The organism is Bacillus sp. LK2, assembly GCF_001043575.1.
In the GTDB taxonomy this organism is placed as follows: domain Bacteria; phylum Bacillota; class Bacilli; order Bacillales; family Bacillaceae_G; genus Bacillus_A; species Bacillus_A paramycoides.
In genome coordinates, this window is sequence record NZ_LDUK01000033.1 from 47164 (window position 1) to 71026 (window position 23863).

The following is a 23863-nucleotide window of genomic DNA, read 5'->3' on the forward strand; positions in this document are numbered from 1 at the left end:
CCTTTTTGACATATATTGAACTTTCACTGTTTTTAAGAACCTTCTTTGGCTAAAGCCCCGTGTAACAAGCTAAAATTTTTAATCAACCTTTAACTTTATAGCTTTTGTAGCAATAAACGTTTTAATATGCTTATCTAATATCCTTGTTCCACCAAAATCATCCTCATAAAGACCCGTTATAACAAAGCCAGCTTCAATTTGACCTTGGATTTGGTCTTCTAGAGTATGTGCGTATTCTATTGTTTGATTTGAATTGATGTAATCTTGAACCTCATCCTCTGGTAAATAATCCAATGTTGATGAAGGTATTGAATGTTTAACATCAAGAATACCTTTTCGTTCTTGGTTGTCATCAAAAATCCATAGTAAAGGGTTTGTAAATCCAGAAATAAGAATACCTTTATTCTTTAAAACCCTTGAAGCTTCATTCCATACAAGATGAACATCTTTTACAAACAAATTAGAAACAGGATTTACGACAATATCAAAATATTCATCTTCAAAATCACTAAGGTCTGACATATCTCCTTGTACTGTTTTTAAAGTCAAACCATCCCGTTTTGCTACCTTTTCATCTTGCTCCAATTGCTTCTTAGATATATCAGTAACTGTTACATCTGCTCCAGCAGCAGCCAGAACTGGTGCTTGTTGCCCTCCACCTGATGCTAAACAAAGTATCTTTAATCCCTCTAATGACTTTGGAAACCAATCTCTAGGAACTGATTTTTCCGTGGTGACCGTGATTTCCCATTCACCTGATTTACTTCTTTCAATAACCTCGCTACTTACAGGCTGAGTGTATCTAGAGCCTTCTTCAACCTTCTTATCCCATGCGGTACTATTTTGTTGTGTAGTATCCATTATGATTATTCCTCCTAACAATCTAGTTGCAATTTAAGTGTAAGATTATTAACTGTTTATACATTCCCTTTTTCTATTAACCTACCAGATAGTAAATACATAGTTGTCTATATTTATTTTAACAGATAAATGAAAGTAACTATAAAAAAATTCTAAATAGACACAAAATTCAACGACTATTCAATTCATTTAAAATAAACGATCTCTTTCACGGAAAACTTCTTATCAGTCAACCAATCCGTTGTTCGGGAGTCAATTTTTGACCATTCTTGGTTTTATAGGTCATGCACAAATTGTAATATATCCGAAGGTTGGTCAAGGTTTAATAGGCATACCTTTGGGGTAAAGTTTTCATAAATGTAACTTTTCTCTAATAGACAGTCTTGCTACATAAAGGCATTGGTGCAACAGTCATTGACCTTTAGAAATACATTAGCGATATTTAATTGCCAATTTCAAAAAAAGATTGATATACCAACAAAAAAGCCTTCCATACCTGTTGACAGTTGGAACGCCTTTTTTAATGTTATTTTAATTTTCAACCTCTTAACTGAACCTATTAAATAAGCTACACTTTTTCTATTTTATTCAGCAAGAGTTAACTGCCAAGACACACCATACTTATCATTTAACCAGCCAAACTTTTTACTAAATGGATAGGAACCTAAAGGCATAAGAATTGCTCCATCTTGTGCTAACTTATTAAAAACCGTTTCAATTTCTTCTTCCGTTTCACAAGTTACATAAAGAGACATAGCTGGAGTGAATGTAAAATCATGCTTTACAAAACTATCAATACACATGAACTCTTGTCCATTTAACGTAAAAGTTGCATGAATTACAGTTCCCTCTTTACCAGGTCCATTTGCATCGTAACGAGAGATACTTACAATTTCTGATTGATCGAATAGCGACGTGTAAAAATTCATCGCTTCCTCAGCATTGCCCTCAAACATTAAAAACGTAGTGATTTTTTGATTTGTGTTACTCATTTAGAGACATCCCCTTGTTATGTATTTATGCAAAACATACATCGGATAACAAAACCGAACATATATTCTTATAAGTGTATTGTCTATAAAAACGATGAGTTTGTCAATTATCTACTTTTTTATTTCTTCTTAAATAATGCTGTCCAAAGAAATGATTCTCCAAACAGTTCATTCGGCTGTTCAATTTGTTTCATCTTTCGTATTTCAATTACTTCAAATTCTTTAAATATCTCTCTTAATTTTTCTTCTGAATATGTAAGTCCACCTTGTAAACTCCATCCTCTATATACGTCCCAATCAGTTATTTCTGATCCATTTCGCTCATCTAAATCACCTGCTGCAAAACATGTTAATCCGAAATAACCACCCGATTTTAATGAGTTCTTAATTAAATCCACATAATTCATTCTTCTATGCGGCGGAATGTGATGCAAACAACCCGAATCGTATACAAAATCAAATTCATTTTGAGCATCTAAATTAAAAATTGAATCACAAATAAAGTGAATTTCTATTCCTTTTTCTAATGCCCTCTCTTTCGCCCAACTAATGCCTTCTATAGACAAATCCACCGCTGTTACATCAAATCCCTCAGTCGCTAAATAAATTGCATTTCTTCCTGGACCACATCCAAGCTCCAACACTTTCCCCTTGGAAACCCATTCTTTTTGTATATACGAAACTAGGTTCTCATCGGGAACATTTTCAAAAAACGGAACATCCTTTTCTCTATTCGCATAAAATTCATTCCAAAACGGTTCTGCAGGTCTTAATAATGAATCCAACATTTTTAAAATATCTTCTTGTGTGCGTAACGTTTCATTTTTCATTAAAACCACTCCTTTTAAATATTCAGAAAATTATTATATCTAATTTTAGACTTTTAGACAAAGAAAAAACTCCTAATTACAATAGGAGCTAATGATACATATTCTTTTAAATTCATACTAAAAGATTATTAAAATCCCATTTCTGTCAACCATTTTAACAGCTTCTCTTCTCGCTCTTTCAAATCATTGTTCCTATACTTACCCATTCTTATTTCGCTAACAATTTCTCCGTCCACCATAAAAAGAACTCTTTCTGTTTTAGCTGCTATCTTTACATCATGAGTAACTAGCATAATTGTAGTTCCCGTACGATTTATATTTGCTAAAAAATTCATTACCTCTTCTGTCGTTTTTAAATTCAAAGCACCCGTTGGTTCGTCAGCAAAAATAATATTAGGTTTATTTATGAGCGCTCTACAAATAGATACCCTTTGTAATTGTCCTCCTGATGCTTCAGTTATATTATTAGTTGCAATTTGACTAATTCCCGTTTTCTTCATCAACTCAAGTGCACGTTTATTTATTATTTTCCTACTCTCAACTTTTGCTAAATACGCAGGCAAAACTATATTATCAAAAAGATTCAAATTTCTAAGAAGATTACTCTGCTGAAAAATAAATCCCATTTCGCTGAGCCGTAATTTTGCTAACGATTCCTCATTCATAAATGATATATCTTTACTAGCAACTTTCACACTTCCTGAAGTCATCCGATCCATACCACTAATATTATAAAGTAACGTCGATTTTCCAGAACCAGAAGGTCCCATGACCGATACGAACTCTCCTTCATTAATCTCTAAATCTATATTTTTAAGCACGTGGCAAAATCTATTTCCATCTATTGAATATATTTTATTTAATTGTTTTACTTCTAAATTTTTTTTCAATTTACACACCTCCTATTCTCCATTTACTTTTAAATCATTTGTTTGTTTCACAGTAAAACTACTGAAAAGTGTTGTTGCGGATACTGCTATAAACAGAATAGCTGGACATATTACATAAGAAACGACCGGATTGACTACAAACTTTATGTGAGCAGCTCCCATAAAGGAACCTAACAAACTTACTAGCATTTCTCCAAACGTAGCAGCTATAAATGTTCCTGTTACGATACCAATTAATACAATGGCCATAGAACGAGTTACATATTGCATACGAATATCTTTGTAAGAAAACCCGATACTTCTCATAATTAAAATTTGTGAGGAGTCTTTTGCCAATAACATTTTAAAAAACATTGCAGTAATTAAAATAGATATCGTTATAGCAATCATAATTGCAACTTGAGTCACAAGTTGTAATTGTTTAATTGCCTCTCCTAAAGTTTGAGACAAATATTCATTCGTATCTGTTATTTTCGCGGAATAAAAACTTTGTTTATATTCTTCCATTTTTTCTTGCATATTCACTGTAGGCTTTATATCTATATTTACAATAAACCATAATATATTTTCCTTGTTATATGGTAAGTTCGCCTTAGCTGTTTTTCCACCATTCGTCACATCTTGATATATCCCACTTACAGTTAGCTCTTTTTCTTTTCCTTCTACCATTAGAACTAACTCATCACCTACATTCTTTTTTAATTCATTTGCGTTCATATAAGAAAGAGCAATCTCATTTTCATTTTTTGGTTCCATACCTTCAACATACTCTAGTGGAAATTTAGTAAAATCTCCAACTTCTACATTTATATTTTCATATGCCCCCTCATCGTTCACCAATTTAAATGCACTCGTCACAAATGCTGCGTATTTTTTCACATCATCATCGTTTCGTATATACGATAATACGTCTTTAAATCGTTTCTCTATATCTTCTGACTGCTGTAAATCTATTCGTATATCACTTTTTCCTGTCCCCATATAATTCACAAACTGCGGTGACTTAATTGTATACAAAAAGTTAACTGGAACAATAATCATAAACACCGCTATTATTAAAACAACACTTAATACTCGATATAACTTAAATCGCTTCACTACATCTTGTATACCAAGAAATATATTTACATTTGAAATGTTAGTTTGATAGAGCGAAAAAGATTTACTATACTTTGTTATTCCTATCCTATCTCTAGTTCTTAAAGCATCCATCGCTGTAATTCTCCTGAAATTCCGCAAAATAAGTCGGCAGAACAGTATAACAGCTACAAACATTAATAATGTAGCTATCATGGGCACGATATAATGTAAAATACCCTTATCTGTCACACCCATATAAAGTACGATATTAGTGGTAAAGACTTTTGTAACAAATAGTGAAAGAATATATCCACATATGCAGCCACTAGCAGAAATAACAACATATTTTGTTACATACAGTTTTTGAATATCTTTATTTTGAATCCCGATCGCTTTCATAACACCTATTTCACGATAATCTTCTTCCATAGACGTAATAATCGTAAATCTAATACATAAAATTGCGATTAGCATTAATAATACACTTATTAACATAAGTACTGCTGCTATTATTCCATCAGTTAACGAATTGAGAGTTTTAAAGAGAGAATAAGTAATAGAGGGTCCTTTTTGAGGTAAGTTCGATGACTGGTATATATTTTCAAATTCGTTTATTTTATTTAAATCTGTTAGCTGAAATTCAATAAGATATTCACTTTCTCCAACATTTCTTTTTACTCTTTCTAAGTCTTCATCACTTATTACGAATCGCTTCGAACTAACAATTGATGGGTTCATTTGAGCATCACGAACAAAGGTTGAAATTGTAAATTCCAGTTCAATATTATTTTTTACAATCCATATTTTATCTCCAATATGCAAATCATACTTTTGCATATAATAAATCGGCACACCAATTTCACCTTTTGAAACATCTATTACTTTGTTATTTAAATCTAATAGAAAATCAAAAGAAGTGTTTTGTTTAACGAAACTTATATCCATTACACTATTTTGTTCTGCATGCTCTTTACTTTTTATGAAAACATTAGATCCATTCACTAGGATTGTTTCAGCCGTTTGCTGTTCTTTTACAAATGGTGTTTTCGCTACAAAAGAATCAATTGATTTTTGATTTATTTCTCCAGCGTGCATTTGTACGAAGTGAGGTGCATTTGATTGTTTAAATAATTGATCCATTGAACTGAACAGGTTTACAACCATACTTGAAGCACTAGCCATTAAAAGAGACGATAGTATTATAAACGTAAATAAAATAACGAAAATCATTTTATTTTGAGAGAAATCCCTTTTTAACATTCGCCTAATCATATCAAACTAGTTCCCCTCATTCCGTAATATTTTCTTAGTTACAAAAGCTAATATTATCAATATGAAACTAATACATAATATAGGTAAATAAATTTTTAAACTAAACCCTTCAAACATAAAACCATATACAATTTGCCCAATTGGTGCCATACATTGAGACACTGCTGTTATGATTGCCATTACTTTCCCTAAATTTTCATTCGGTGTTTTCTTTTGTACAACGGTAATTACATAAATGGAGACGATTGTCATAATCATTGCGATAAAAATAGAACAAAGTATAAAGAGGATAAATGGTGGATAATGTCCCATACTAAGGATAAATGGTGTAACTGATAACGCCATTGGTAGAACTAATAAAGCAATAACAAACATCCAATAATACAGTGTTTTCATCTGCAGATTTTTAGCAAAGAAACCGATTGACAATGCACCTAATATTGTAGCAAAATCGATTAATCCCATCCCGATTCCGTACATCGTATCGCTACTTTGCATAGTTACTCGCAAAATAATAGGCCCACCAACAACAAATAAGGGTGTCAAAATTAAATTTAGTAACGCTGCAAGAAGCATAGATTTCAAAATAAATGGTTGTTTTAAAACGTAAAGAAATCCTTCTTTCATATCTTTTACAATTGTCGGTACGATATGGTCTTCTTGCATTCTTTTTATAAATGGTATTTTAATAAACATTTCTAATATCGCTGATAGAAAAAACGCAAGGCCACTTATTATAACAAGCATTTTCAAACCAATGATGCCATATAATACTCCTCCCAATACAGGTGCAACAATATTAGATAATGCTTGCACACCATTTACGATACCATTCGCTTGTTCTAGTTTTTTTTCTGGGACTAATTGCGGAATACTTGCCATTACAACTGGGGCGTACATTGCACTAACAACCGCTAATAGAAACATAACAATTCCAATCCACATAATAGATACAGTGCCATTAATTAATAAAGCAATAAAACCTAATACAATCGCAGTGTTTATTAAATCAAAGATAACCATTATATTACGACGATTAAAGCGATCTGCAATTGCTCCGCCGAGAGGTGCCAACAAAAATGGAATACTCGTTATTGCATATAATCCTGCAAATATATCTGCACGCCCTGTTATATCTAGCACATATAAAGACAAAGCAAAACGTAAGAGCGTTGATCCTAAAATTGTTATAGTTTGCCCAGTCACCATTAAATGAAAATCTTTCATAGAAGATTTTGTGCTAATTGACATTATACTCACACCCTTCATTCGATTTAGACCGACTGTCGGTCCATAGTAATCAAACAGAAATTTACTATTTCTGTTTGATTAAAACCTCCAACATATAATCAAAAGACCCTTCCTTCGCTCCAACAGATGCTTCCATCATTTTAATATAAGCTATAGCTCTCCTCATCATTTCTTCAGGCTTCCACTGAAATAATCCATCATCAAATATGACTTGCGCTGAGGAAATTAATAATTCAATCGTTTCTTGAGGATATGGGGTAGAAAATATCCCCTCTTCGATTCCTTGCTTTAAAACCTCTGTTAACACAGGAGATAAGTATATAATTGATTGCACCAAACTTTTTTGATGCATTTCCGCATTATTTGGTTGATGAAATTGTTCAATCATTTTCTCTTTTATATCCCCTGATTTTGGTGATTGTTCCATTAAAATTCGAAATAACTTATCTAAAACTGGAATATTGGGATTAGAGACGATTGCTTTCGCTTTAGCAACATCCGCTTTAATAATCCTCATTATGATTTCATCCATCACTTCTTCTTTCGACTTAAAATAGTGATAGAATGTTCCTTTCGCTATACCGATTTCTTTTAAAATGTCATTTACTGTTGTTTTCGTATAGCCTTTTGTAACGAATAATTTTTCAGCTGTTTCTAAAATCTCATTTCTACGCTCTTCATACTCCTTTACAATTCTCATTCATGTTCTCCTTCTTTATTGACCGACTGTCGGTCTACTTGAATTATATGCTTAGTTAGTAAAAAGTTTCCTCTTACAGCACATATACGACACCCTACTTTATATTTCCTTTATGAATTTTAAAATTTATTTTTAATACGGTGAATGAAATTTTTAAATTTGCTCATTAAAATCACCCTTGTACTTATATCGACTTCGTTATAAAAAAACAAAAAAGAGCCGCAATTTTTTACGACTCTTTTAAAATTATAAATATTTAACGACCGCGTCTTTGCTGACCTTGCTTTGTACTACTTTTCTTATTGCTTGGCTTATTAAATGATCGGTTGTTATCATTTCTCGAACTATTTCTTGTATCATTTCTTGAGCTATTTCTTGAACCTTCACGGCTATCTCTTTGACGATATTGACCTGTTTTCTTCGGTTTTTGAGCCGGCTTTTGTATCGGCTTTCCATTTTCATCTACATGTTTTATCTTCGGTTGTTCAATTACTTGTCTTTGCAACGGTGCACCTAGTACTTTTTCAATCTCTTCTAAAAATCTTTCATCTTTCGCTGCAACAAACGTAATTGCAAGACCTGAACCACCAGCACGTCCTGTTCGGCCAATACGGTGAATATAGCTTTCTACATCTTCAGGAATATCATAGTTAAATACGTGAGTCACACCATCTACATCCAGTCCACGAGCTGCTACATCAGTCGCAATTAAGTACTGAATTTTAGCTTCGCGGAAACTCTTCATGACTCTTTCACGTTTCCCTTGAGGTATATCACCATGAAGTTCAGCACAATTATAACCAAATCCCTTTAAATCATCATAAAGCTTACTTGCTCTAACCTTTGTACGACAGAAAATAACTGCTAAAAATGGCTGATCACGATCCATAACAAAACGAAGTGCATCTTGCTTTGCGCGGTCTGTCGTTTCAATGACACGCTGCTCTATTGTATTTACCGTTACTTCTTCACTTTGCACTTGAATCATTTGCGGCTCTTCCATATAACGTTTCGCCAATTTTTTAATATCTTTTGGCATCGTTGCTGAGAATAGCATCGTTTGTTTACTGTCAGGTGTCTCATCTAAAATATCTTCAATATCATATAAGAAACCGAAATAAAGCATTTGATCCGCTTCATCTAGTACAATCATTGAAAGATTACTTAAATCAATTGTTTCACGTCGTATATGATCTAATAATCGTCCTGGTGTCGCAACAACAATATGTGTATTACCTGTTAATTTTCTCAATTGTTGCGCTACATCTTGTCCGCCATAAATCGCTAATACATTAATATCTTCTCTTTGAACAAGCATTTTTTTAATTTCAGCTGTAATTTGCAGTGCTAGTTCTCTTGTTGGTGCAACAATTAAAGCCTGAACATCACTAGACTCTGGATCGATTTTTTCTAAAATCGGTAAAACGAACGCAAGTGTTTTACCTGTTCCAGTTTTTGCTTGACCAATAATATCTTTACCAGACAGTATAACCGGAATCGCTTTCTCCTGAATCGGTGTTGCTTCCGCAATTCCATTTTCACGTAATGTATGATTAAAAGTTTCACTAATTCCTAATTCTAAAAAGTTTTTCAAATAGACCACTTCTTTTCCTTATTTTTCACATTAGCTTTCATTGTACCATTTGTTTCGCCAAATATGAAAAATAAAAAAATTCTTATCTTCTTTTTTTATATTCATCGTGTACAAGATAGGCAAATTCCTTTTGTTTTTGCTCGGATTTAATTAATTTTTCCATGTTAGCAGTAGATAAAATGTACTTCTTAATCTTTCTATTACTCCAAATTAAACTTGTATACTTCGTATCTTCATGTAGATTTCGAAACCACTCAAATTCGCTTAACTTCACAATATGATGTTTTAATTTCATGTCATTTCTAGGATAAAATAAAATTATATCTGCTATCACATCAAAGAAAGAGCTCATATTCTCCCCTCCTATAACTTTTTTTAAACATATAAGTTCCCATACATATATATTACAAATGTCCGGAAATATAGTTACAGGGTGATAAAAGTGAACACTAATTTAATTTGGTAAGTTTCCCTCCGTGATAACAATAATAACTTTCCGCTTTAAGATCTTTAATCTTCTTTAAAGACTGTTCCGCTTTTTCTATATCTAAACAAAAGTTCGGATTCGCAATTACTAATTCTCGATTATCTTGAACAGCTGCGTCTCCCGTAATTACACAGTCCAAATTTGGGAAATATAATGAAATATGCCCCGAAGTATGTCCTGGCGTCGCCACTATTTGACATTCATTATTCAAAATCATTTGACCATCATATACCTTTTCATCAACAGAAATATGTCTTACATTTTTTAACTGCTGTATAAACCATTCACCAAATTCTTTTTCTTCATCTGGCATACGTTCTAGCATTTCTTCAGCTTGAACCAATCTCTCTGATTTTATATCACCACTAATATAGTTAGATTCAGTTTCACTAGCAATAATATTAATTTGAGGATATTTCACTTTAAAATCGTGTAAAGACCCTATATGATCGTCATCATAATGAGTAATAATTATATTTTTTAAGTTTTTCATCTCGTATCCATGTTTTAAAATTGCATCTTCAATTAAAGGTGAAAAATTTGTATAACCTGTATCTACTAAAGTTAATTCATTGTTTAATATAATTAAGCTCGGATAAATACATTGTTTTCTCCCGTTATATTCGAATTCAATTGGCAGTTCTATTATCTTCATTTTCCTTCCCCCATACCGCTTATTAAATGTTTAATAATAACTGAATCATCCACATATATTTTACTATATAACGAAACACCGTGAGTCGTTGCATAACAAACATTATATTTTTTTGAACAGGTAATTTCCTATTCTTATGGAAATATACAGTAAGAAAAACAATAAAATTGATTATTCCCTCACTTCTTTGTCAATCCTTTTAAAAATCTATGTTTTTGTAAAAGGAGTGTTTATATGGAGAAACAGACGCTGTGGAAAAAGTTCAAAAAAAGCTCGGCAAACCTCGGTAAATCCAGCGTATATGAAAGTATTATTTTATTCTACACAATGAAAAAGAAGGAATTACCTACTAAAGCCAAACTCATAATATTAGCCGCTTTATCCTATTACGTATTAACAATCGATTTTATTCCAGATATAGCTGCTATTATTGGGATTGGCTTATTAGATGATGTTTTAGCAATCGCTGTAGCGCATAAATACGTTATGCGTCATGCGGATGCTGAAATTAGAGAAAAGAGTAAACTAAAAATGGAGTCATTATTTACTTCAGCACAAGCATAATGAAAGAAGAGCTAAGATGGTTTCTCTTAGCTCTTCTTTCATTATGCTAATTTATTTAAAATATCATTTTACTTCATTAGCTACAAAAAAATGCTCACATACACTTGATATACGTTGCAAGTCTACGTTCCCACCAGATATAACCGCTACTACTTTTTTCCCTTTAATATATTGATCAACTTTACCTGCAAGCAGAGCAGCGGTAGCTAAAGCACCAGCCCCTTCTACGACAGCTTTTCCGCGTTGTAATAAGTCTTTCATTGCTACTTCCAACTCTTCTTCAGATACTGTTACAATATCATCTACTAATTCTTTTACAACTTCAAAAGTTAAATTCCCTGGAATTTTAACTGCACAACCATCTGCTATAGTAGGTGCATCGTAATGTTCCACAATTTCCCCAACATCATAAGATGCCTTCATTCCATGAACATTTTCTGCTTGTACGCCAATAATATTAATTGATGGATTAAAAGATTTTAATGCAACTGCAATACCAGAAATAATTCCACCTCCGCCAATTGGTACAATTATAGTATCAACATCCCACATATCATCAAGGATATCTAAACCAATTGTACCTTGACCGGCCATTACCTCTACATCGTCATATGGATGTAAGTATGTTTCTCCCGTTTCTCTTATAATTTCCTCACATTTTGCTTTTGCATCATCAAAAGTTTCACCATATAAAACAACTTCTGATCCATATCCTCGAGTAGCCTCAACTTTCGCTTGAGGTGCAGAAACTGGCATCACAATTTTACTCTTAATACCAAGTAAATGAGCAGATAAAGCAATCCCTTGTGCATGATTACCTGCCGAACATGCAATAACTCCTCTCTCTTTTTCTTGATCTGTAAGCTGCGACATTTTATTAAATGCACCTCGGAATTTAAAAGAACCCGTTAATTGCATATTCTCTAATTTCAAGTGAATTTCTCCACCCGTTTTACTAGTCAAATAAAATGATTTAACTAATGGTGTTTTACGAGCATTTCTATCCAAAATTTTTTGAGCCTTTTTAATATCCTCTATATGTAATGGTAGTTTTCTAGTTATCATACTAACACCCCTTCTAATTGTTTATAATCTAATCCTAGTCTCCTACGTTTTATTAAGTAATAACTCCTTTATACGCAACCAACTATGTTATGAAACATTCATTATATATGCACGCCCTACTTTAATACGCACATCTGCAAACAATTCAACATCCTCTTCATATCACGTTCTTTATAGTGATTAAGGCATGCTATTTGAATCCAGTTATTATTTTGTAAATATGCTGATTCATAATGGATAATATATCCTTGTAATGCTAATGCATCGCCTACTGCTTTAGAAGACTGCCCTTCGTTTAATTGAACAGTAAGAATAATTGACGCGGCATGTTCTTTAGGTGAAACAAGCTTTAAACCCATAGTAGTAATAGCTTGTTCAATATAAGCATACGTCTCTTTTATTTTTAAAAATGTCTTTTCATCTTCAAATCTCTTCAATGCTTCTTGCAATGCATAAATTAAATTCCATGAATGTGAGTATGGAATGCTATCATTTATTTCATACATACCAATGTCCATATACGCGGGTATTGCTTCATTTTTCTCTATAATGTGATTATGAAAAACGAAAGATAATCCTGTAAATGATTTAATCGCTTTTCCGCTTACACCACTTGCAAAATATACATCTTTCAAATCTATTGGTATTGCTCCAATTGAGCTTATACAATCTACACATAGTTTCATTTGATACTTTTTACAAAGAGTATTTAGTTCTTCTAAATTATTTAACATTCCAGTTGATGTTTCATGATGAACAAACCAAAGCCATTCATAATTTCCAGTTATCATTATTTTTTCTAATTCGGTATAAATAAACGGCTCTCCCATTTCTTTTTTATACGTATCAAAATTTAAATGTACACGTTTTGCCTGGCCGATTAATCTATTACCAAACTCCCCATTCGCTAAAACTATCCCTTTGCCTTTTAAAGAACGTAACTGTAAAGCAATGGCATCATTCGCTAACGTCCCCGTTCCTAACATGAGTTGTACACGTTTTACTTTCGTCATTTGAAGTAATCGTTTTTTTACATTTTCCATCGTTACTTGAAACGACTTAGAACGATGGGAAATAGGCTTAGCAGAAAATGCCTTTTGAACATTCTCTTCAATGTCTACTGGACCAGGTAAAAACGTATATTCTTTCTTCATAATACCTCCAGTACTCGACTCTTCAAACATAGCAGGTGTAACATACATTGGCTGGAAAGCTGCTTCTTCTGTTCCAACTAATGTATGGAAAGGTTTGAATCCCATTTGCTTATATAATGCAAGTTCACGTGTTGTGGCGGAAATGAGTGCTAATTCATATCCATTTAGAAGCAAATAACGATGTAAAAAGCGAATTAAGCCTAACAGTGCTCTTCCATTTCGATATTCACGTTCTACTGAGAGTAAACGAATTTCATATACTTTTTCTCCATGCTCTTGCAAATAAAAATCTAAATTTGAAATTTTATAATCTAACGAAAATGGTCGTTTTCCCCGCACCGCGACCATACCTACTAACTTATTCCCATCTAAACAAATTAAATATGTATTTTCTTCATGAAATCGATCTATACGAAAACGTTCTTTTGTTTCTTCATGTTGCGGAATCTCTTCTACAAATGTTTTATAATTCAATTTATGTATACTTTCAAATTCCCAAGCTTGATCAGCAACCTTATAAATTAACCCCATGTCCTATCTCCTTTATCTCTATTTATCCCTCACTATCTAATTCATAAAAATCATAAGTGGAGATTCCCCCCACTTATTAAAGGTTCACTTTATTCTCGATTTACATATAAAATAAGTACAATAATAAGTGCACTTAAAATAGTCGTAACAATAGAGTAAGCATAAAAAATCATGCAAAGTGGTAAACAAGCGATTGTAATTAACCCCGGCTTCGTAAATCCTTTGAATATTAAATAAAATATAATAAAAATACCCAGGAGAGTAAGCGCTATCAAATAATCAAATGCGATTAATCCTCCAATAAATGTTGAGATGCCTTTTCCACCCTTGCCTTTAAACAAAATTGGGTAAATATGTCCGATTATAACGGCCAATAATGTTAACATTATGAATGTAGAATCTTCAAAAAGATATTTTGCAATATAAACTACTATTGCACCTTTGATTGCATCACCTAAAAATGTAGCGACGAAATACCACTTGCCATATACTCGCCCCATATTTCTTGCGCCCGGATTTCCACTTCCTTCTTCACGAATATCAACGTTATGTCTCCATTTTGTTAATATATATGCGGTCAATATGTTTCCAAATAAATAAGAAGCCACTACATACAAAAACTGCATGCTATTAATCATGTAATCATTCACTTTCTTTATGGGAATACATATAAAGTATTCAATTACTACGTATATTGTACTTTTCTTACTCTACATCCCTTTATATATTTTAACATCACATTTTTACAAATCATACAAAAATTCTCATTTAACCATTTACAACGCAAAATATTTATCCTTCAATAAATAGTATGTTCCTTTCGCTGCCATTTCTGATTGTGATACAAATGTAACTTCTCCAATACTTTCCTCACAGCACTTCTTAAATGTAGCATATACTTCAGGAACTAAACGTAATATGCTACCACTTACTGCAATTGAAGCAGGTAAATCAAATTGCATCTTATTATAAACATCTACCGTAATTCTCGCTAATTCTTTACCAGCTTGCATTATAATTTCATGTGCGTTATCATTCCCATTTCTCGCTTCCTCAATAATTAATGGTGTGATTGCTGCAACCTTATCTTTTGAAGAAGTATATACTAGACTTTTTATATGCGATGGTGTTAAAAGTTGAAACTGATTTTGAATGTTCAAGCTTAATGAACAAAGTCTAACTCCTTGATCAAATTGTAATGCCATTTTCTTTAAAGCTTGTAATGCAATCCAATATCCACTTCCCTCATCTCCTAAAATATGTCCCCATCCACCGCTATATTCGTACACTTCGCCTTTCTTTCCTATACAAATTGCACCTGTACCACCTATAGTTAAAATTCCATCCTTACCTTTTAAGGCAGCTGCATGTGCAATCATTGCATCATTAAAAACTTCAACTTTTATTCCATACTTCTTTATTAATCGTAATGTTAATTCATTTGCATTTACTCCACTTATACCCGCTAATCCTAAGCAAATACAAACGCAGTGTCCATTCACTACATTTTTCTGGCATTGATCAATCGCCTCCATAATATGCAGAAATGCTTCTTCATAATCTATTAATATATTTCCAAACCCACACGTACCTCTTGCAAACTCGTTTCCGTCTCGATCAAATGCAATTGCCTCTGTCTTCGTTCCCCCACCGTCTACTCCAATCATATACTTCATATGTTCGCCTCATTTTCCTCTTCGTATTGGAGGGAATGTTATATTCCCTAAAATCACAGATTCCTTAGCACCTGTTGCGCTCGATACATTACTCGAATTACGATGATACGCTTCGTTTGCTAAAAAACAATCATATAAGTAAACAACGTACATCCTACTGAAAACAATATAAATCTAAAAAACAACTGTGCTTTCGATACAAATGTTCCATCAATGAAAGAAACAACTATCGTAAGCAAAACACTTGTCGCAATGCTTGTAATCAACCATATACTATGCATTTGTGATAGATTTAGCATTCTTAATAAAGGCACAAAAATTAAATTCGAACAAATCACCCCAAATAGTAGTAAAAATACTCCTTTATAACTAAATTTTATATGCATTCCTTTTCACCTTCTCTCAATTCTATATGAAAGAAGTGATAGACAAATTGTCTATCACTAATAATTTACTGTATATGCGTTATGCATTCACAGATTCTTCATCACCATTGTTCTCAATTTCAAGCATGTTTTTGTCATACATTTTAAAGAATGGAAGATAAATAAGAAATGAAATTGTTATGTTTATAAATACGAGTACAATCGCTCGCCAATCCCCACCTGTTGCTAAATACGCACCAATTGGAGCGGGTAATGTCCACGGAGGCATTATATGTGTCGGTGTAACAAATCCCATCGCAGTTGCTGAGTATGCAACAGTTGCTGTTACTAGTGGTGTAATGATAAATGGGATAATTAAAATGGGATTTAGTACAATCGGCAATCCGAAAATAACAGGTTCATTAATATTAAAAATACCAGGTACAATACAAGTTCTTGATAATGCTTTCGAATATTTTGATCGACCAAATACAATCATAGCTAATACAAGCCCTAACGTTGCACCAGAACCACCAATCCATATAAACCATTGATATAATGGTTCTGGTGCAATGAATGGCAACTGATCTGCCCCGCTAGCAACTGCTTCACCATTTTTTCCTAAGTATACTTCCCATAATGGACGGGCAACAGTGCCAACAACCGACACACCATGTATACCGAACGACCAAAAAAATGTAATTAAAAATACTGGAATGATCACACCGAAGTAACTATCACCAGCTTTTACTAACGGTGCCGCTAATTTATCAACAACATGATGTAAATCAATACTAAAAACGACAGTAACTAGACTCATAATAATAATAACGAACGCAGCAGGTATAAGTGCTTCAAAAGAACGTGATACAGACGGCGGTACTTGTTCTGGCATTTTAATCATTACATTTCTCTTCTTACAAAACCTTAAAATCTCAACGGATAAAATTGATACGATCATCGTAACGAATAATCCATGTCCTCCGAGATTTGTCATCGGAAGCATAAATCCTTTTTTATCGATTAATTCAGGCGTCAATGTTAAAAGTAATGAACATACTGCAAGCTGTGCTCCTGATAAGGCATCTAACTTATAACTTTTCGCTAAATTGTATCCTATACCAAATGCTATATATAATGACATAATAAACATAGTTAGACGATATGGTATTAAAATGCTCGCCTGATGTTTCGCTGCCCAAAGCGAAATGAAACTACCTTTCGGAAGTGGCGGAAATGCTACAATTAAAAAGAAGCTCCCTACGATAATAAATGGTAACGCTGAAATTACCCCATCACGGATTGCCTGTAAATGCCTTTGCTCGGACAGCCTTGCCATTGGTCCAGATAAGTTATTCTCAAGAAACGAGACAAACTTATTCATAACACTACCTCCTAACGAATTAATTCATTTACAGCTTTTAATAACGTCGGTCCACCTAGTGGGGTATATGCTTGGGGCGGAATAATACCACACGGAACAGATACCAGTTCTGCAAGCTTTTTTACAGAATCAAAGCGGTGGCGTACTTGAGGAGCAACCATTACAACATCCCAACCATTCTTGACTTCTTCCTCAACCTCATTTGTTCCAATCGCATGCACTTCCATATCGACACCTTTTTTCTCTGCTTCTTTTTTTAAAGCGTTTACAACAATTGCACTGGACATTCCTCCAGAACACACAAATAACACTTTCATTTTAATATCCTCCTATACTTGTAATTTCATTTCCATCTTGTTCAAAAATTGTGTAACAATCAGTGAAAGGAAGTTTCACGTTACTAACAAGCATATGAAGGATATATACAGTTTAGTTATATTGAAAAAAAATTTCAGCAAAAATACTATTTCTATTAATTTGAAGTTTCAATATGAAACTTTCTCAATTGTAGCTCTCCTATTTCATCATGTTATAGTATTTTAGGTAATAGAATAAAAAAGGCAGCATTTAAATGTAAATGCGCTTGTAAAAGGATTAAATATGGCTATTAAACAAAAAAATCATATATACAGTTTCACATAAGTCCATCTCGTGTATGGAGAAATATTGTTGATGATCCCAACAACGCTAACACAACCGCTGGACAAAGAAGCTATTATGATATATACGTTAATACACGTGAGTGGATACAAAAGGGTATAATGATTATAAATCCCTTATTAAAAAAACCGCCTTAAAGCCGAATTACTTAGCTTTTAGGGCGGTCTCTTCTATTTATTCTTAAATTTCTCAGTCGCTGCTCTCATTTTCACATTCAAATCATGATCAATGGAGTCGCGAATATCACGTTCTACTGCTTCCATTTCTTTTTGGAAATTTTGCAAGTAAATTTTTAATTCTTCTTCTTTTTCAGGACGTTGTGATGGTGGTAGTTGTACCACTAATGATAACATCGCTGTTAAGTCTTTCATTAAAAACGTTTCAAGTTTATGTTGTTGTTCAAACATACGTTGTTCTTGATAGTATGGAAGTGCATTCAATACTGAAATTGTAATGTCATCAACCGTTCTTTGTAATGAAGGATTAATCGATCGTTTGTACGCTTGAATTGTATTTAATGCATCAGGGTATCGATCATAAAAATACAATTTATAAAACGATAGGTCTGTCGGTTTAACAGTTTGCTGTGTTTCTTGTCTCAAGAAATTTTTCACTTTCATCGTTGCGATATCGATATCTTCATTTGTAAGCTTTTTCGTTGTTTTTGCCATCACATGTACTTTTTTCTGCTTCTCTTTCGGTAACATTGAGAATACTTGCTCTCTCGTACGTTGGCCCGATGTACAGAAAAGTGTATTTAATGTATTTTGTTCTTTTGTCCCTTCAGTCCGAATCCAGCGATAAAAGAGTGGGTGCTGCGTAAATTCTTGTAAAAACGGTGTTGATTTATTCGATAACTTCTCAATGGAATCTTGCGCTCTCTTATATGGTTTCGTCCATGAAAAATAAAGTTTACGTCCGAAGTATACAACTAAAACAACGACAGAAAATGCTATTAATAGTAATGAACCTAATAGTAATAATACTCCTTGAATGAAACTCATTTTTTCACCTCCTCTAATGATCTGTTATTTCTTTGGATGTTGTATGAGTTTCTGCTTCATCTCATCATTAAATGTGTCAAGTTCAATTACAAACTTCTTACTAGACTCGATAATACGTTCTGACGATTTCTCAGATGCTTCAATAGCAGCGAATACATTTTGGAATGATTCACGTAATTTATCCATGCTAATAGCAGGATTTTCCAGAAGTTTTGTTGTTTCTTCTGTATTTTGTTTCAATGCTTGAGAATTGCTTAGTACCATTGATTCGATCGCTTCATTTGTCGCATTAACTGCATCGATTGTTTTACGTTGATTTGTTAATGCAAGCTGTATTGCAGCTGAAACCGTTACTACATTTTGTGTCATCGTAATCGCATTACGAATTGCCTCTGTTAACTTTTCATTATTTTTCTTAATAATATCTACAGATGCGATAGATTGTAATAGCACACTTTTTGCTTGTTGCATATTACGTGTACGTACAAGTATCTTTTCTAATGCATCGTTTATTAATGGAATATCCCTTTGACGCTCTGGATTTTGTTTCTCAGCCTCAAGCATTCCAGCAAGTTTTCTACCTAAGTATACTTGTTTATCAAGAGCGTGAATTTTATCATGTGATTGTTCTTTTAACATTTCAAGACCAACAGTATCCTCTTGCAAGTTATCACGGCCAATTAGAAGTGATCTAATAATCTCCTCGATTTGCTTATCTATAGATTGATATTTATGCACGTAATTTTCAAGTGGATTTTTCTTGAACACTTTAAACATAAGTTTCTTCATACCAGTTGCCTTTAATGAGTTCGGATCAAGTTCAGATACCACTTTTCGCAATTCTAACAATGTATTTGGAATTTCTTCATTCTTTCCATTCATCATCGCTGTTACAGGACGTTTTAATGCCGATAGCGTTTGTCCTGCCGCTTGTTGCTCTTTATCTCCCAAGTCTCCAAGCTGGGACAATACTTTTGATAAATCTGTATTTTGCTCGCTATTTAACTTTTGTACATAAATATCCGCTTCTTTATTCAATTCTTCAAGTTCTGCATCTTTTATTACTGTATCAACCACTACTTCTACATTATTATCTTTTACAATCGATACAGGTTCCTTTTTCTCGAGTTCAGTCAACAAAATCGCTCCTTTATTTATATGTGCGAATTTATGTGCACTATATTTCGTCTAATATATCGTATTTCATATACATTTTTCTTGTTTGAAATCGATTTTTCAAGAAATACCTGCTTATGCAGTCATTCCCTGTTTCTTAGTATAAGTATACCTGTTCTCAACATTATTTTCCTCAGACTTAAGACCTAGAGAGCAACATGCTAAAGGCCGATTCTTCATGGATTACCTTTATTAATTCCATTTATCAACTTCCTTAAAATCATACAGTACTCTATTTTTTGACATATGTTATCTTTCAATGTGATAATAATATTAAGCTCACTTCTAATTATTCTTTCGCGCAACAAATGCTCCCTTTTGAAAAGCTAATAACACCGTTTCAAACGTATCATCTTCTTCAATCATCTTTATAAATTCTGCTAGTTCCTCCGCATGAGAAGTTACATTATCAATAACAAGAAAACCTTTTGGTTCTAACATACGTTTTATATGTTCCCACCACCACATGTATTGCGTGCGCTCTGAATCTAGGAAAATAAAATCAAATGAACGATCTACTTGAGAATCTAAAAATGCCCCAGCCTCTTGATTATGAATATCGATTCGCTGTGTAAGATTTGCCTTTTCAAAATTTTCAAGTGCCTCTCCAACCCGTTCTGAAGAAAGTTCTACAGTTGTAACATTTCCATTTGTTTCATCTACCGCATTTGCTAGCCACAAGGTAGAATAACCATTTGAAGTTCCAATTTCTAAAATGTTTTTTGCATTGCACCCCTTTACTAAAACTGATAAAAACTGTCCCATTTCGCGAGAAATATTTCGTAATTTTTCTTCTCGTTTTTCTTTATGTCGATCATGCTCTTCTCCATATTGTTCAAGTTGCAATAATAATGAATCTAGAGTATTCATTTTCTCCATCGCCTTTCCAAGCAATATGATGAAAAAGTTCATGATGCACGTCTACTTTCCATTATATGCGAAATGTAAACCTTTTTCCTGTTATATGACAAATAATTAAATTTTTTATAGCATATTGTTTCGTTTTTTGGTAAAGTTAATTTCTACGTGTAATTATTTCGTTACATTATTTTACAATCAAATTGCAATTATAAAATAATCTATGCCCCATTTAAATGAATCGGTATTTCTAATTCAACTAAGCGCCCTTTTCGGACGCATTTTCTTTTGTTTATATATTTCTGTGAGAAAGGATGCTTACACATGAACGTGATTAACTTAGATGCTGCTAGAAGACGTAAACAGCATAAAAAACTAATGATAACTATACCGATTATTAAACGCATTTATGAAGAAGACGGGGAAATTAAATTTGAGGTAGCTGGCGAAAAAGATGTACCTCTTGAAATGTTAGAGAAATAAAGTAAAGCTTTGTCTACCTAGCCTTTTTACTTTCACCAAGTTTTGAGGCTGGAGTCATTTTTCTCACAAATAATGCAGTGGATGAATAAAGACGCGCTTCAACTGAAGTACGTCTTTATTTATTTTTATTTAAATGCATAAGTTTTTCTGGATTAACCATCATATAAATGTTTGAAATTTTCCCATCATGAAATGCAAATGAAAGCACATAAGTCACCTTATTATTTATTTTTACAATAACACCCGGTGCACCATTTACCATTTTGAAATCAACAGCATACTCACCTGGTAACCTTTTTGCAATTCCAAAGAACAAACGTATAATTCTATCTGCAGAATAAATCGGATTTATAGCAGTAGTAACTTTCCCGCCACCATCTGCTTTGAATATCGCATCTGTTTTTAAAACTTCTAACATCCCTTGTGCATCTCCTCGTTGTAATGATGCTACAAATTTTTCAACATAAGTGGCCATTAGTTTCGTACTTAATTTCTGATGCTTCGGTTTATCCAAAATACTCTTTCGTGCACGCTGAAATATCTTCCGGCAATTCGCACTACTCTTACCAACTATTAAGGCTATTTCTTCATAATCATAACCAAAAACTTCTCTTAATATGAATACAACCCTTTCTACTTCAGATAACTGTTGTAAAAGTAAAAGATATGCTGTAGAAAGAGATTCCTTCATTACGAATGACTCAAACGGGTTATCATTTTCTTCCACAAGCGGCTCAGGTAACCACATTCCAATATATACGTTCCGCTTATGTGCCGCGGAACGTAATTTATCAATTGAACGATTAGTTACCATTTTACATAAATAAGCTTTTATATTTTCAACAGACTGATTATCATCCATGTTATTTAATGAAATGAATACGTCATGGACTATATCTTCAGCGTCCATAACACTCCCCAGTATTCGATAAGCTAAAGAAAATAATAAAGGTTTATGCGCTTCATATAATTGCTCCGTTTCCATGCTGAATAGCCTCTCTTTCTAATTGCTTTAAAATGTGTAATGCCGCTCGTTTCCCGCTTGCTACTGCTGCATCAGCTAATACTTCATTGTGCCCAGCCCAATCTCCTGCTACGTATACGCCTGGCATTTCAGGAATTGCAGGCCCCGGATTTTCTCCTCGGCCAATATGCGGAAAATCATGAACAACAGTTATTTTAGGTAAATATTGCTTAACAACAACTTCTCATTTCCAATTAGGATGTAATAGCTCCATCGTTTTTTCTAACTGTTCTTTATCATTATTAATACTATTTATCTCTTCCATAGGATTATGATACTTAATCAAACTTACAACTATCGATCCATCTTCACTTAACTTAGCTGATCTCGATTGGTTCGTAAAAAATACAGGTTGATCTAACCCTAATGCAAATTGATGTGTAGGATTAGGTAATCGTTTCAAACCCAAATCTAATGCAGCTGCTGTCACTTGTAACGATTGTTCACTCCATACGTGCAAACTAGTTTTTTCTGCACCTTTTATTATTTTACAAGCTTCTTTCACTGGAATCGTCACGATAACAGCATCAGTTTCGAATATATCATCGTCTAAACAGCGTATTTTTTGTATATCTTCACAATGTTCTATTTCCAAAACATGCTTACTTTCCTGAAATTTAACACCAGCATTTATAGCTATATCTTTTAATTTTGTTATAATTGTCTCCCAACCACCATCTACATAAAAAACTCCTTCTTTCATCGAACGTTGTATTTGTTTTAATACAGACGATGCTAATTGGATGGTAGGAGCAAATGTGTATGTCGTTGTTCGGCATAACGCATAAAACATATTTCGTACCATAGGATCCTGTATTTCTTTTTCTGCCCATACAGAAAGGCTCATTTTTGGAATCACACTTATATCCAATTTCCCTAAATGAATCATAAGACGAGAAAATTGTATTTTAGCTGACCATGAAAGTAACGGCGTTGATAAAATGGTACGGAAATCAGTTGGGATTGTATATACCTCATCTTTCCATATTCCGTGTGCTTTCGTGGACGGTATTCCTCCCGTAAGATTCATACCAAGCTCGTTAAATGTTAAGAATGCTTCTCCTCCGCGGTATAAAGCATGTGCTCCAAGATTCATATAGATGCCATTTTTATTTATTGTCATCGCTCTGCCACCAAAACGGCTAGATTTTTCTAATACAACAACTTTTCTTCCTTTTTTCGCTAAATATATAGATGCCGTTAACCCAGCAAGCCCCCCGCCAACAATTGCTATATCAAATTTATTCATAAAAAATCCCTCCTTCTCGTTCTACTTACAAGACGAACGATGATGGAAGGATGTGACA

General features: G+C 33.3%; 23 protein-coding genes and 2 pseudogenes. 3 read left to right on the forward strand and 22 right to left on the reverse strand.

Annotation, left to right across the window (positions count from 1 at the left end; all coding sequences use genetic code 11):
- Window positions 1–78: 78 nt before the first annotated feature.
- The 10 genes from VK90_RS19415 to VK90_RS19460 form a co-directional block, all read right to left on the reverse strand.
- A complete protein-coding gene (locus VK90_RS19415; RefSeq protein WP_048374519.1) occupies window positions 79–861 on the reverse strand; it encodes a class I SAM-dependent methyltransferase in 783 nt (260 codons plus the stop codon).
- Between the two features lie 584 nt (window positions 862–1445).
- A complete protein-coding gene (locus VK90_RS19420) occupies window positions 1446–1853 on the reverse strand; it encodes a VOC family protein (protein ID WP_002171979.1) in 408 nt (135 codons plus the stop codon).
- A gap of 119 nt (window positions 1854–1972) precedes the next feature.
- Window positions 1973–2683 carry a class I SAM-dependent methyltransferase gene (locus VK90_RS19425; protein WP_048374520.1) on the reverse strand — a complete coding sequence of 237 codons (711 nt, stop codon included), beginning with the start codon at window positions 2681–2683 and terminating at the stop codon, window positions 1973–1975.
- A 128-nt stretch (window positions 2684–2811) separates the two neighbouring features.
- Entirely contained in the window at window positions 2812–3573 is a 762-nt protein-coding gene (locus VK90_RS19430) for an ABC transporter ATP-binding protein (protein WP_048374522.1), read from the reverse strand.
- A 12-nt stretch (window positions 3574–3585) separates the two neighbouring features.
- Complete coding sequence (locus VK90_RS19435) at window positions 3586–5925, reverse strand: ABC transporter permease (protein ID WP_048374523.1); 2340 nt, start codon at window positions 5923–5925, stop codon at window positions 3586–3588.
- Between the two features lie 6 nt (window positions 5926–5931).
- Window positions 5932–7176: an MFS transporter gene (locus VK90_RS19440; RefSeq protein ID WP_269431823.1), complete on the reverse strand. Its 1245-nt coding sequence runs from the start codon at window positions 7174–7176 to the stop codon at window positions 5932–5934.
- Between the two features lie 64 nt (window positions 7177–7240).
- Window positions 7241–7876 carry a TetR/AcrR family transcriptional regulator gene (locus VK90_RS19445; protein WP_048374524.1) on the reverse strand — a complete coding sequence of 212 codons (636 nt, stop codon included), beginning with the start codon at window positions 7874–7876 and terminating at the stop codon, window positions 7241–7243.
- Between the two features lie 256 nt (window positions 7877–8132).
- Window positions 8133–9479, reverse strand: coding sequence for a DEAD/DEAH box helicase (locus tag VK90_RS19450; RefSeq protein WP_048374526.1), 1347 nt, complete (start codon window positions 9477–9479; stop codon window positions 8133–8135).
- 73 nt (window positions 9480–9552) lie between these two features.
- Window positions 9553–9822 carry a hypothetical protein gene (locus VK90_RS19455; RefSeq protein WP_048374528.1) on the reverse strand — a complete coding sequence of 90 codons (270 nt, stop codon included), beginning with the start codon at window positions 9820–9822 and terminating at the stop codon, window positions 9553–9555.
- Between the two features lie 97 nt (window positions 9823–9919).
- On the reverse strand, window positions 9920–10612 hold the full coding sequence (locus VK90_RS19460; RefSeq protein WP_048374530.1) for an MBL fold metallo-hydrolase: 693 nt from the start codon (window positions 10610–10612) through the stop codon (window positions 9920–9922).
- Window positions 10613–10846: 234 nt separating this feature from the next.
- Between VK90_RS19460 and VK90_RS19465 the strand changes: the two genes are divergently transcribed.
- Entirely contained in the window at window positions 10847–11176 is a 330-nt protein-coding gene (locus VK90_RS19465) for a YkvA family protein (RefSeq protein ID WP_048374531.1), read from the forward strand.
- A 63-nt stretch (window positions 11177–11239) separates the two neighbouring features.
- Here VK90_RS19465 and tdcB read toward each other — a convergent pair whose 3' ends face one another.
- The 7 genes from tdcB to VK90_RS19500 form a co-directional block, all read right to left on the reverse strand.
- Window positions 11240–12241 (reverse strand): bifunctional threonine ammonia-lyase/L-serine ammonia-lyase TdcB, encoded by a 1002-nt coding sequence (tdcB, locus tag VK90_RS19470; protein ID WP_048374533.1) that lies wholly within the window; start codon window positions 12239–12241, stop codon window positions 11240–11242.
- Window positions 12242–12357: 116 nt separating this feature from the next.
- Window positions 12358–13926, reverse strand: coding sequence for an aminotransferase class V-fold PLP-dependent enzyme (locus VK90_RS19475; protein WP_048374535.1), 1569 nt, complete (start codon window positions 13924–13926; stop codon window positions 12358–12360).
- 89 nt (window positions 13927–14015) lie between these two features.
- Entirely contained in the window at window positions 14016–14564 is a 549-nt protein-coding gene (gene plsY / locus VK90_RS19480) for a glycerol-3-phosphate 1-O-acyltransferase PlsY (protein ID WP_048374537.1), read from the reverse strand.
- A gap of 138 nt (window positions 14565–14702) precedes the next feature.
- The gene (locus VK90_RS19485) at window positions 14703–15602 is read right to left on the reverse strand and encodes a BadF/BadG/BcrA/BcrD ATPase family protein (protein ID WP_048374540.1); all 900 of its coding nucleotides are present in this window, start codon (window positions 15600–15602) and stop codon (window positions 14703–14705) included.
- Window positions 15603–15721: 119 nt separating this feature from the next.
- A complete protein-coding gene (locus VK90_RS19490; protein ID WP_048374542.1) occupies window positions 15722–15988 on the reverse strand; it encodes a hypothetical protein in 267 nt (88 codons plus the stop codon).
- A 79-nt stretch (window positions 15989–16067) separates the two neighbouring features.
- Complete coding sequence (locus VK90_RS19495; RefSeq protein ID WP_048374544.1) at window positions 16068–17351, reverse strand: PTS sugar transporter subunit IIC; 1284 nt, start codon at window positions 17349–17351, stop codon at window positions 16068–16070.
- Between the two features lie 11 nt (window positions 17352–17362).
- Entirely contained in the window at window positions 17363–17668 is a 306-nt protein-coding gene (locus VK90_RS19500; protein WP_048374546.1) for a PTS sugar transporter subunit IIB, read from the reverse strand.
- A gap of 253 nt (window positions 17669–17921) precedes the next feature.
- Here VK90_RS19500 and VK90_RS30810 point away from each other — a divergent pair.
- Window positions 17922–18109 (forward strand): annotated as a pseudogene (locus VK90_RS30810) (family 10 glycosylhydrolase); the annotation flags it as partial.
- 72 nt (window positions 18110–18181) lie between these two features.
- Here the strand turns inward: VK90_RS30810 and VK90_RS19505 are convergent.
- The 3 genes from VK90_RS19505 to VK90_RS19515 all read right to left on the reverse strand — a co-directional run bounded on the left by VK90_RS19505 (window position 18182) and on the right by VK90_RS19515 (window position 21070).
- Entirely contained in the window at window positions 18182–19015 is an 834-nt protein-coding gene (locus tag VK90_RS19505; RefSeq protein ID WP_002171962.1) for a DUF3974 domain-containing protein, read from the reverse strand.
- A 24-nt stretch (window positions 19016–19039) separates the two neighbouring features.
- Window positions 19040–20152 carry a toxic anion resistance protein gene (locus VK90_RS19510; protein ID WP_048374548.1) on the reverse strand — a complete coding sequence of 371 codons (1113 nt, stop codon included), beginning with the start codon at window positions 20150–20152 and terminating at the stop codon, window positions 19040–19042.
- 324 nt (window positions 20153–20476) lie between these two features.
- Window positions 20477–21070 (reverse strand): O-methyltransferase, encoded by a 594-nt coding sequence (locus VK90_RS19515; protein ID WP_048374580.1) that lies wholly within the window; start codon window positions 21068–21070, stop codon window positions 20477–20479.
- A 303-nt stretch (window positions 21071–21373) separates the two neighbouring features.
- On the opposite strand from VK90_RS19515, the gene VK90_RS30305 reads away from it, so the two are divergent.
- Window positions 21374–21532, forward strand: coding sequence for a hypothetical protein (locus VK90_RS30305; RefSeq protein WP_002085567.1), 159 nt, complete (start codon window positions 21374–21376; stop codon window positions 21530–21532).
- Between the two features lie 115 nt (window positions 21533–21647).
- Here the strand turns inward: VK90_RS30305 and VK90_RS19525 are convergent, their stop codons facing one another.
- Window positions 21648–22517, reverse strand: a complete 870-nt coding sequence (locus VK90_RS19525; protein WP_048374551.1) for a sigma-70 family RNA polymerase sigma factor — start codon at window positions 22515–22517, stop codon at window positions 21648–21650.
- A pseudogene (locus VK90_RS19530) lies at window positions 22495–23805 on the reverse strand (phytoene desaturase family protein). The gene VK90_RS19525 and the pseudogene VK90_RS19530 overlap by 23 nt, the downstream one beginning before the upstream one ends.
- Window positions 23806–23863 lie beyond the last annotated feature (58 nt).

Excerpts from the sequence above, each read along its gene's own strand:
- VK90_RS19415 (WP_048374519.1), bottom strand. The coding sequence starts at position 861 with ATGGATACTACACAACAAAATAGTACCGCATGGGATAAGAAGGTTGAA.
- VK90_RS19420 (WP_002171979.1), bottom strand. The coding sequence starts at position 1,853 with ATGAGTAACACAAATCAAAAAATCACTACGTTTTTAATGTTTGAGGGC.
- VK90_RS19425 (WP_048374520.1), bottom strand. The coding sequence starts at position 2,683 with ATGAAAAATGAAACGTTACGCACACAAGAAGATATTTTAAAAATGTTG.
- VK90_RS19435 (WP_048374523.1), bottom strand. The coding sequence starts at position 5,925 with ATGATTAGGCGAATGTTAAAAAGGGATTTCTCTCAAAATAAAATGATT.
- VK90_RS19440 (WP_269431823.1), bottom strand. The coding sequence starts at position 7,176 with ATGTCAATTAGCACAAAATCTTCTATGAAAGATTTTCATTTAATGGTG.
- VK90_RS19445 (WP_048374524.1), bottom strand. The coding sequence starts at position 7,876 with ATGAGAATTGTAAAGGAGTATGAAGAGCGTAGAAATGAGATTTTAGAA.
- VK90_RS19455 (WP_048374528.1), bottom strand. The coding sequence starts at position 9,822 with ATGAGCTCTTTCTTTGATGTGATAGCAGATATAATTTTATTTTATCCT.
- VK90_RS19460 (WP_048374530.1), bottom strand. The coding sequence starts at position 10,612 with ATGAAGATAATAGAACTGCCAATTGAATTCGAATATAACGGGAGAAAA.
- VK90_RS19465 (WP_048374531.1), top strand. The coding sequence starts at position 10,847 with ATGGAGAAACAGACGCTGTGGAAAAAGTTCAAAAAAAGCTCGGCAAAC.
- tdcB (WP_048374533.1), bottom strand. The coding sequence starts at position 12,241 with ATGATAACTAGAAAACTACCATTACATATAGAGGATATTAAAAAGGCT.
- VK90_RS19475 (WP_048374535.1), bottom strand. The coding sequence starts at position 13,926 with ATGGGGTTAATTTATAAGGTTGCTGATCAAGCTTGGGAATTTGAAAGT.
- plsY (WP_048374537.1), bottom strand. The coding sequence starts at position 14,564 with ATGATTAATAGCATGCAGTTTTTGTATGTAGTGGCTTCTTATTTATTT.
- VK90_RS19485 (WP_048374540.1), bottom strand. The coding sequence starts at position 15,602 with ATGAAGTATATGATTGGAGTAGACGGTGGGGGAACGAAGACAGAGGCA.
- VK90_RS19490 (WP_048374542.1), bottom strand. The coding sequence starts at position 15,988 with ATGCATATAAAATTTAGTTATAAAGGAGTATTTTTACTACTATTTGGG.
- VK90_RS19495 (WP_048374544.1), bottom strand. The coding sequence starts at position 17,351 with ATGAATAAGTTTGTCTCGTTTCTTGAGAATAACTTATCTGGACCAATG.
- VK90_RS19500 (WP_048374546.1), bottom strand. The coding sequence starts at position 17,668 with ATGAAAGTGTTATTTGTGTGTTCTGGAGGAATGTCCAGTGCAATTGTT.
- VK90_RS19505 (WP_002171962.1), bottom strand. The coding sequence starts at position 19,015 with ATGAGTTTCATTCAAGGAGTATTATTACTATTAGGTTCATTACTATTA.
- VK90_RS19515 (WP_048374580.1), bottom strand. The coding sequence starts at position 21,070 with ATGGAGAAAATGAATACTCTAGATTCATTATTATTGCAACTTGAACAA.
- VK90_RS30305 (WP_002085567.1), top strand. The coding sequence starts at position 21,374 with ATGAACGTGATTAACTTAGATGCTGCTAGAAGACGTAAACAGCATAAA.
- VK90_RS19525 (WP_048374551.1), bottom strand. The coding sequence starts at position 22,517 with ATGGAAACGGAGCAATTATATGAAGCGCATAAACCTTTATTATTTTCT.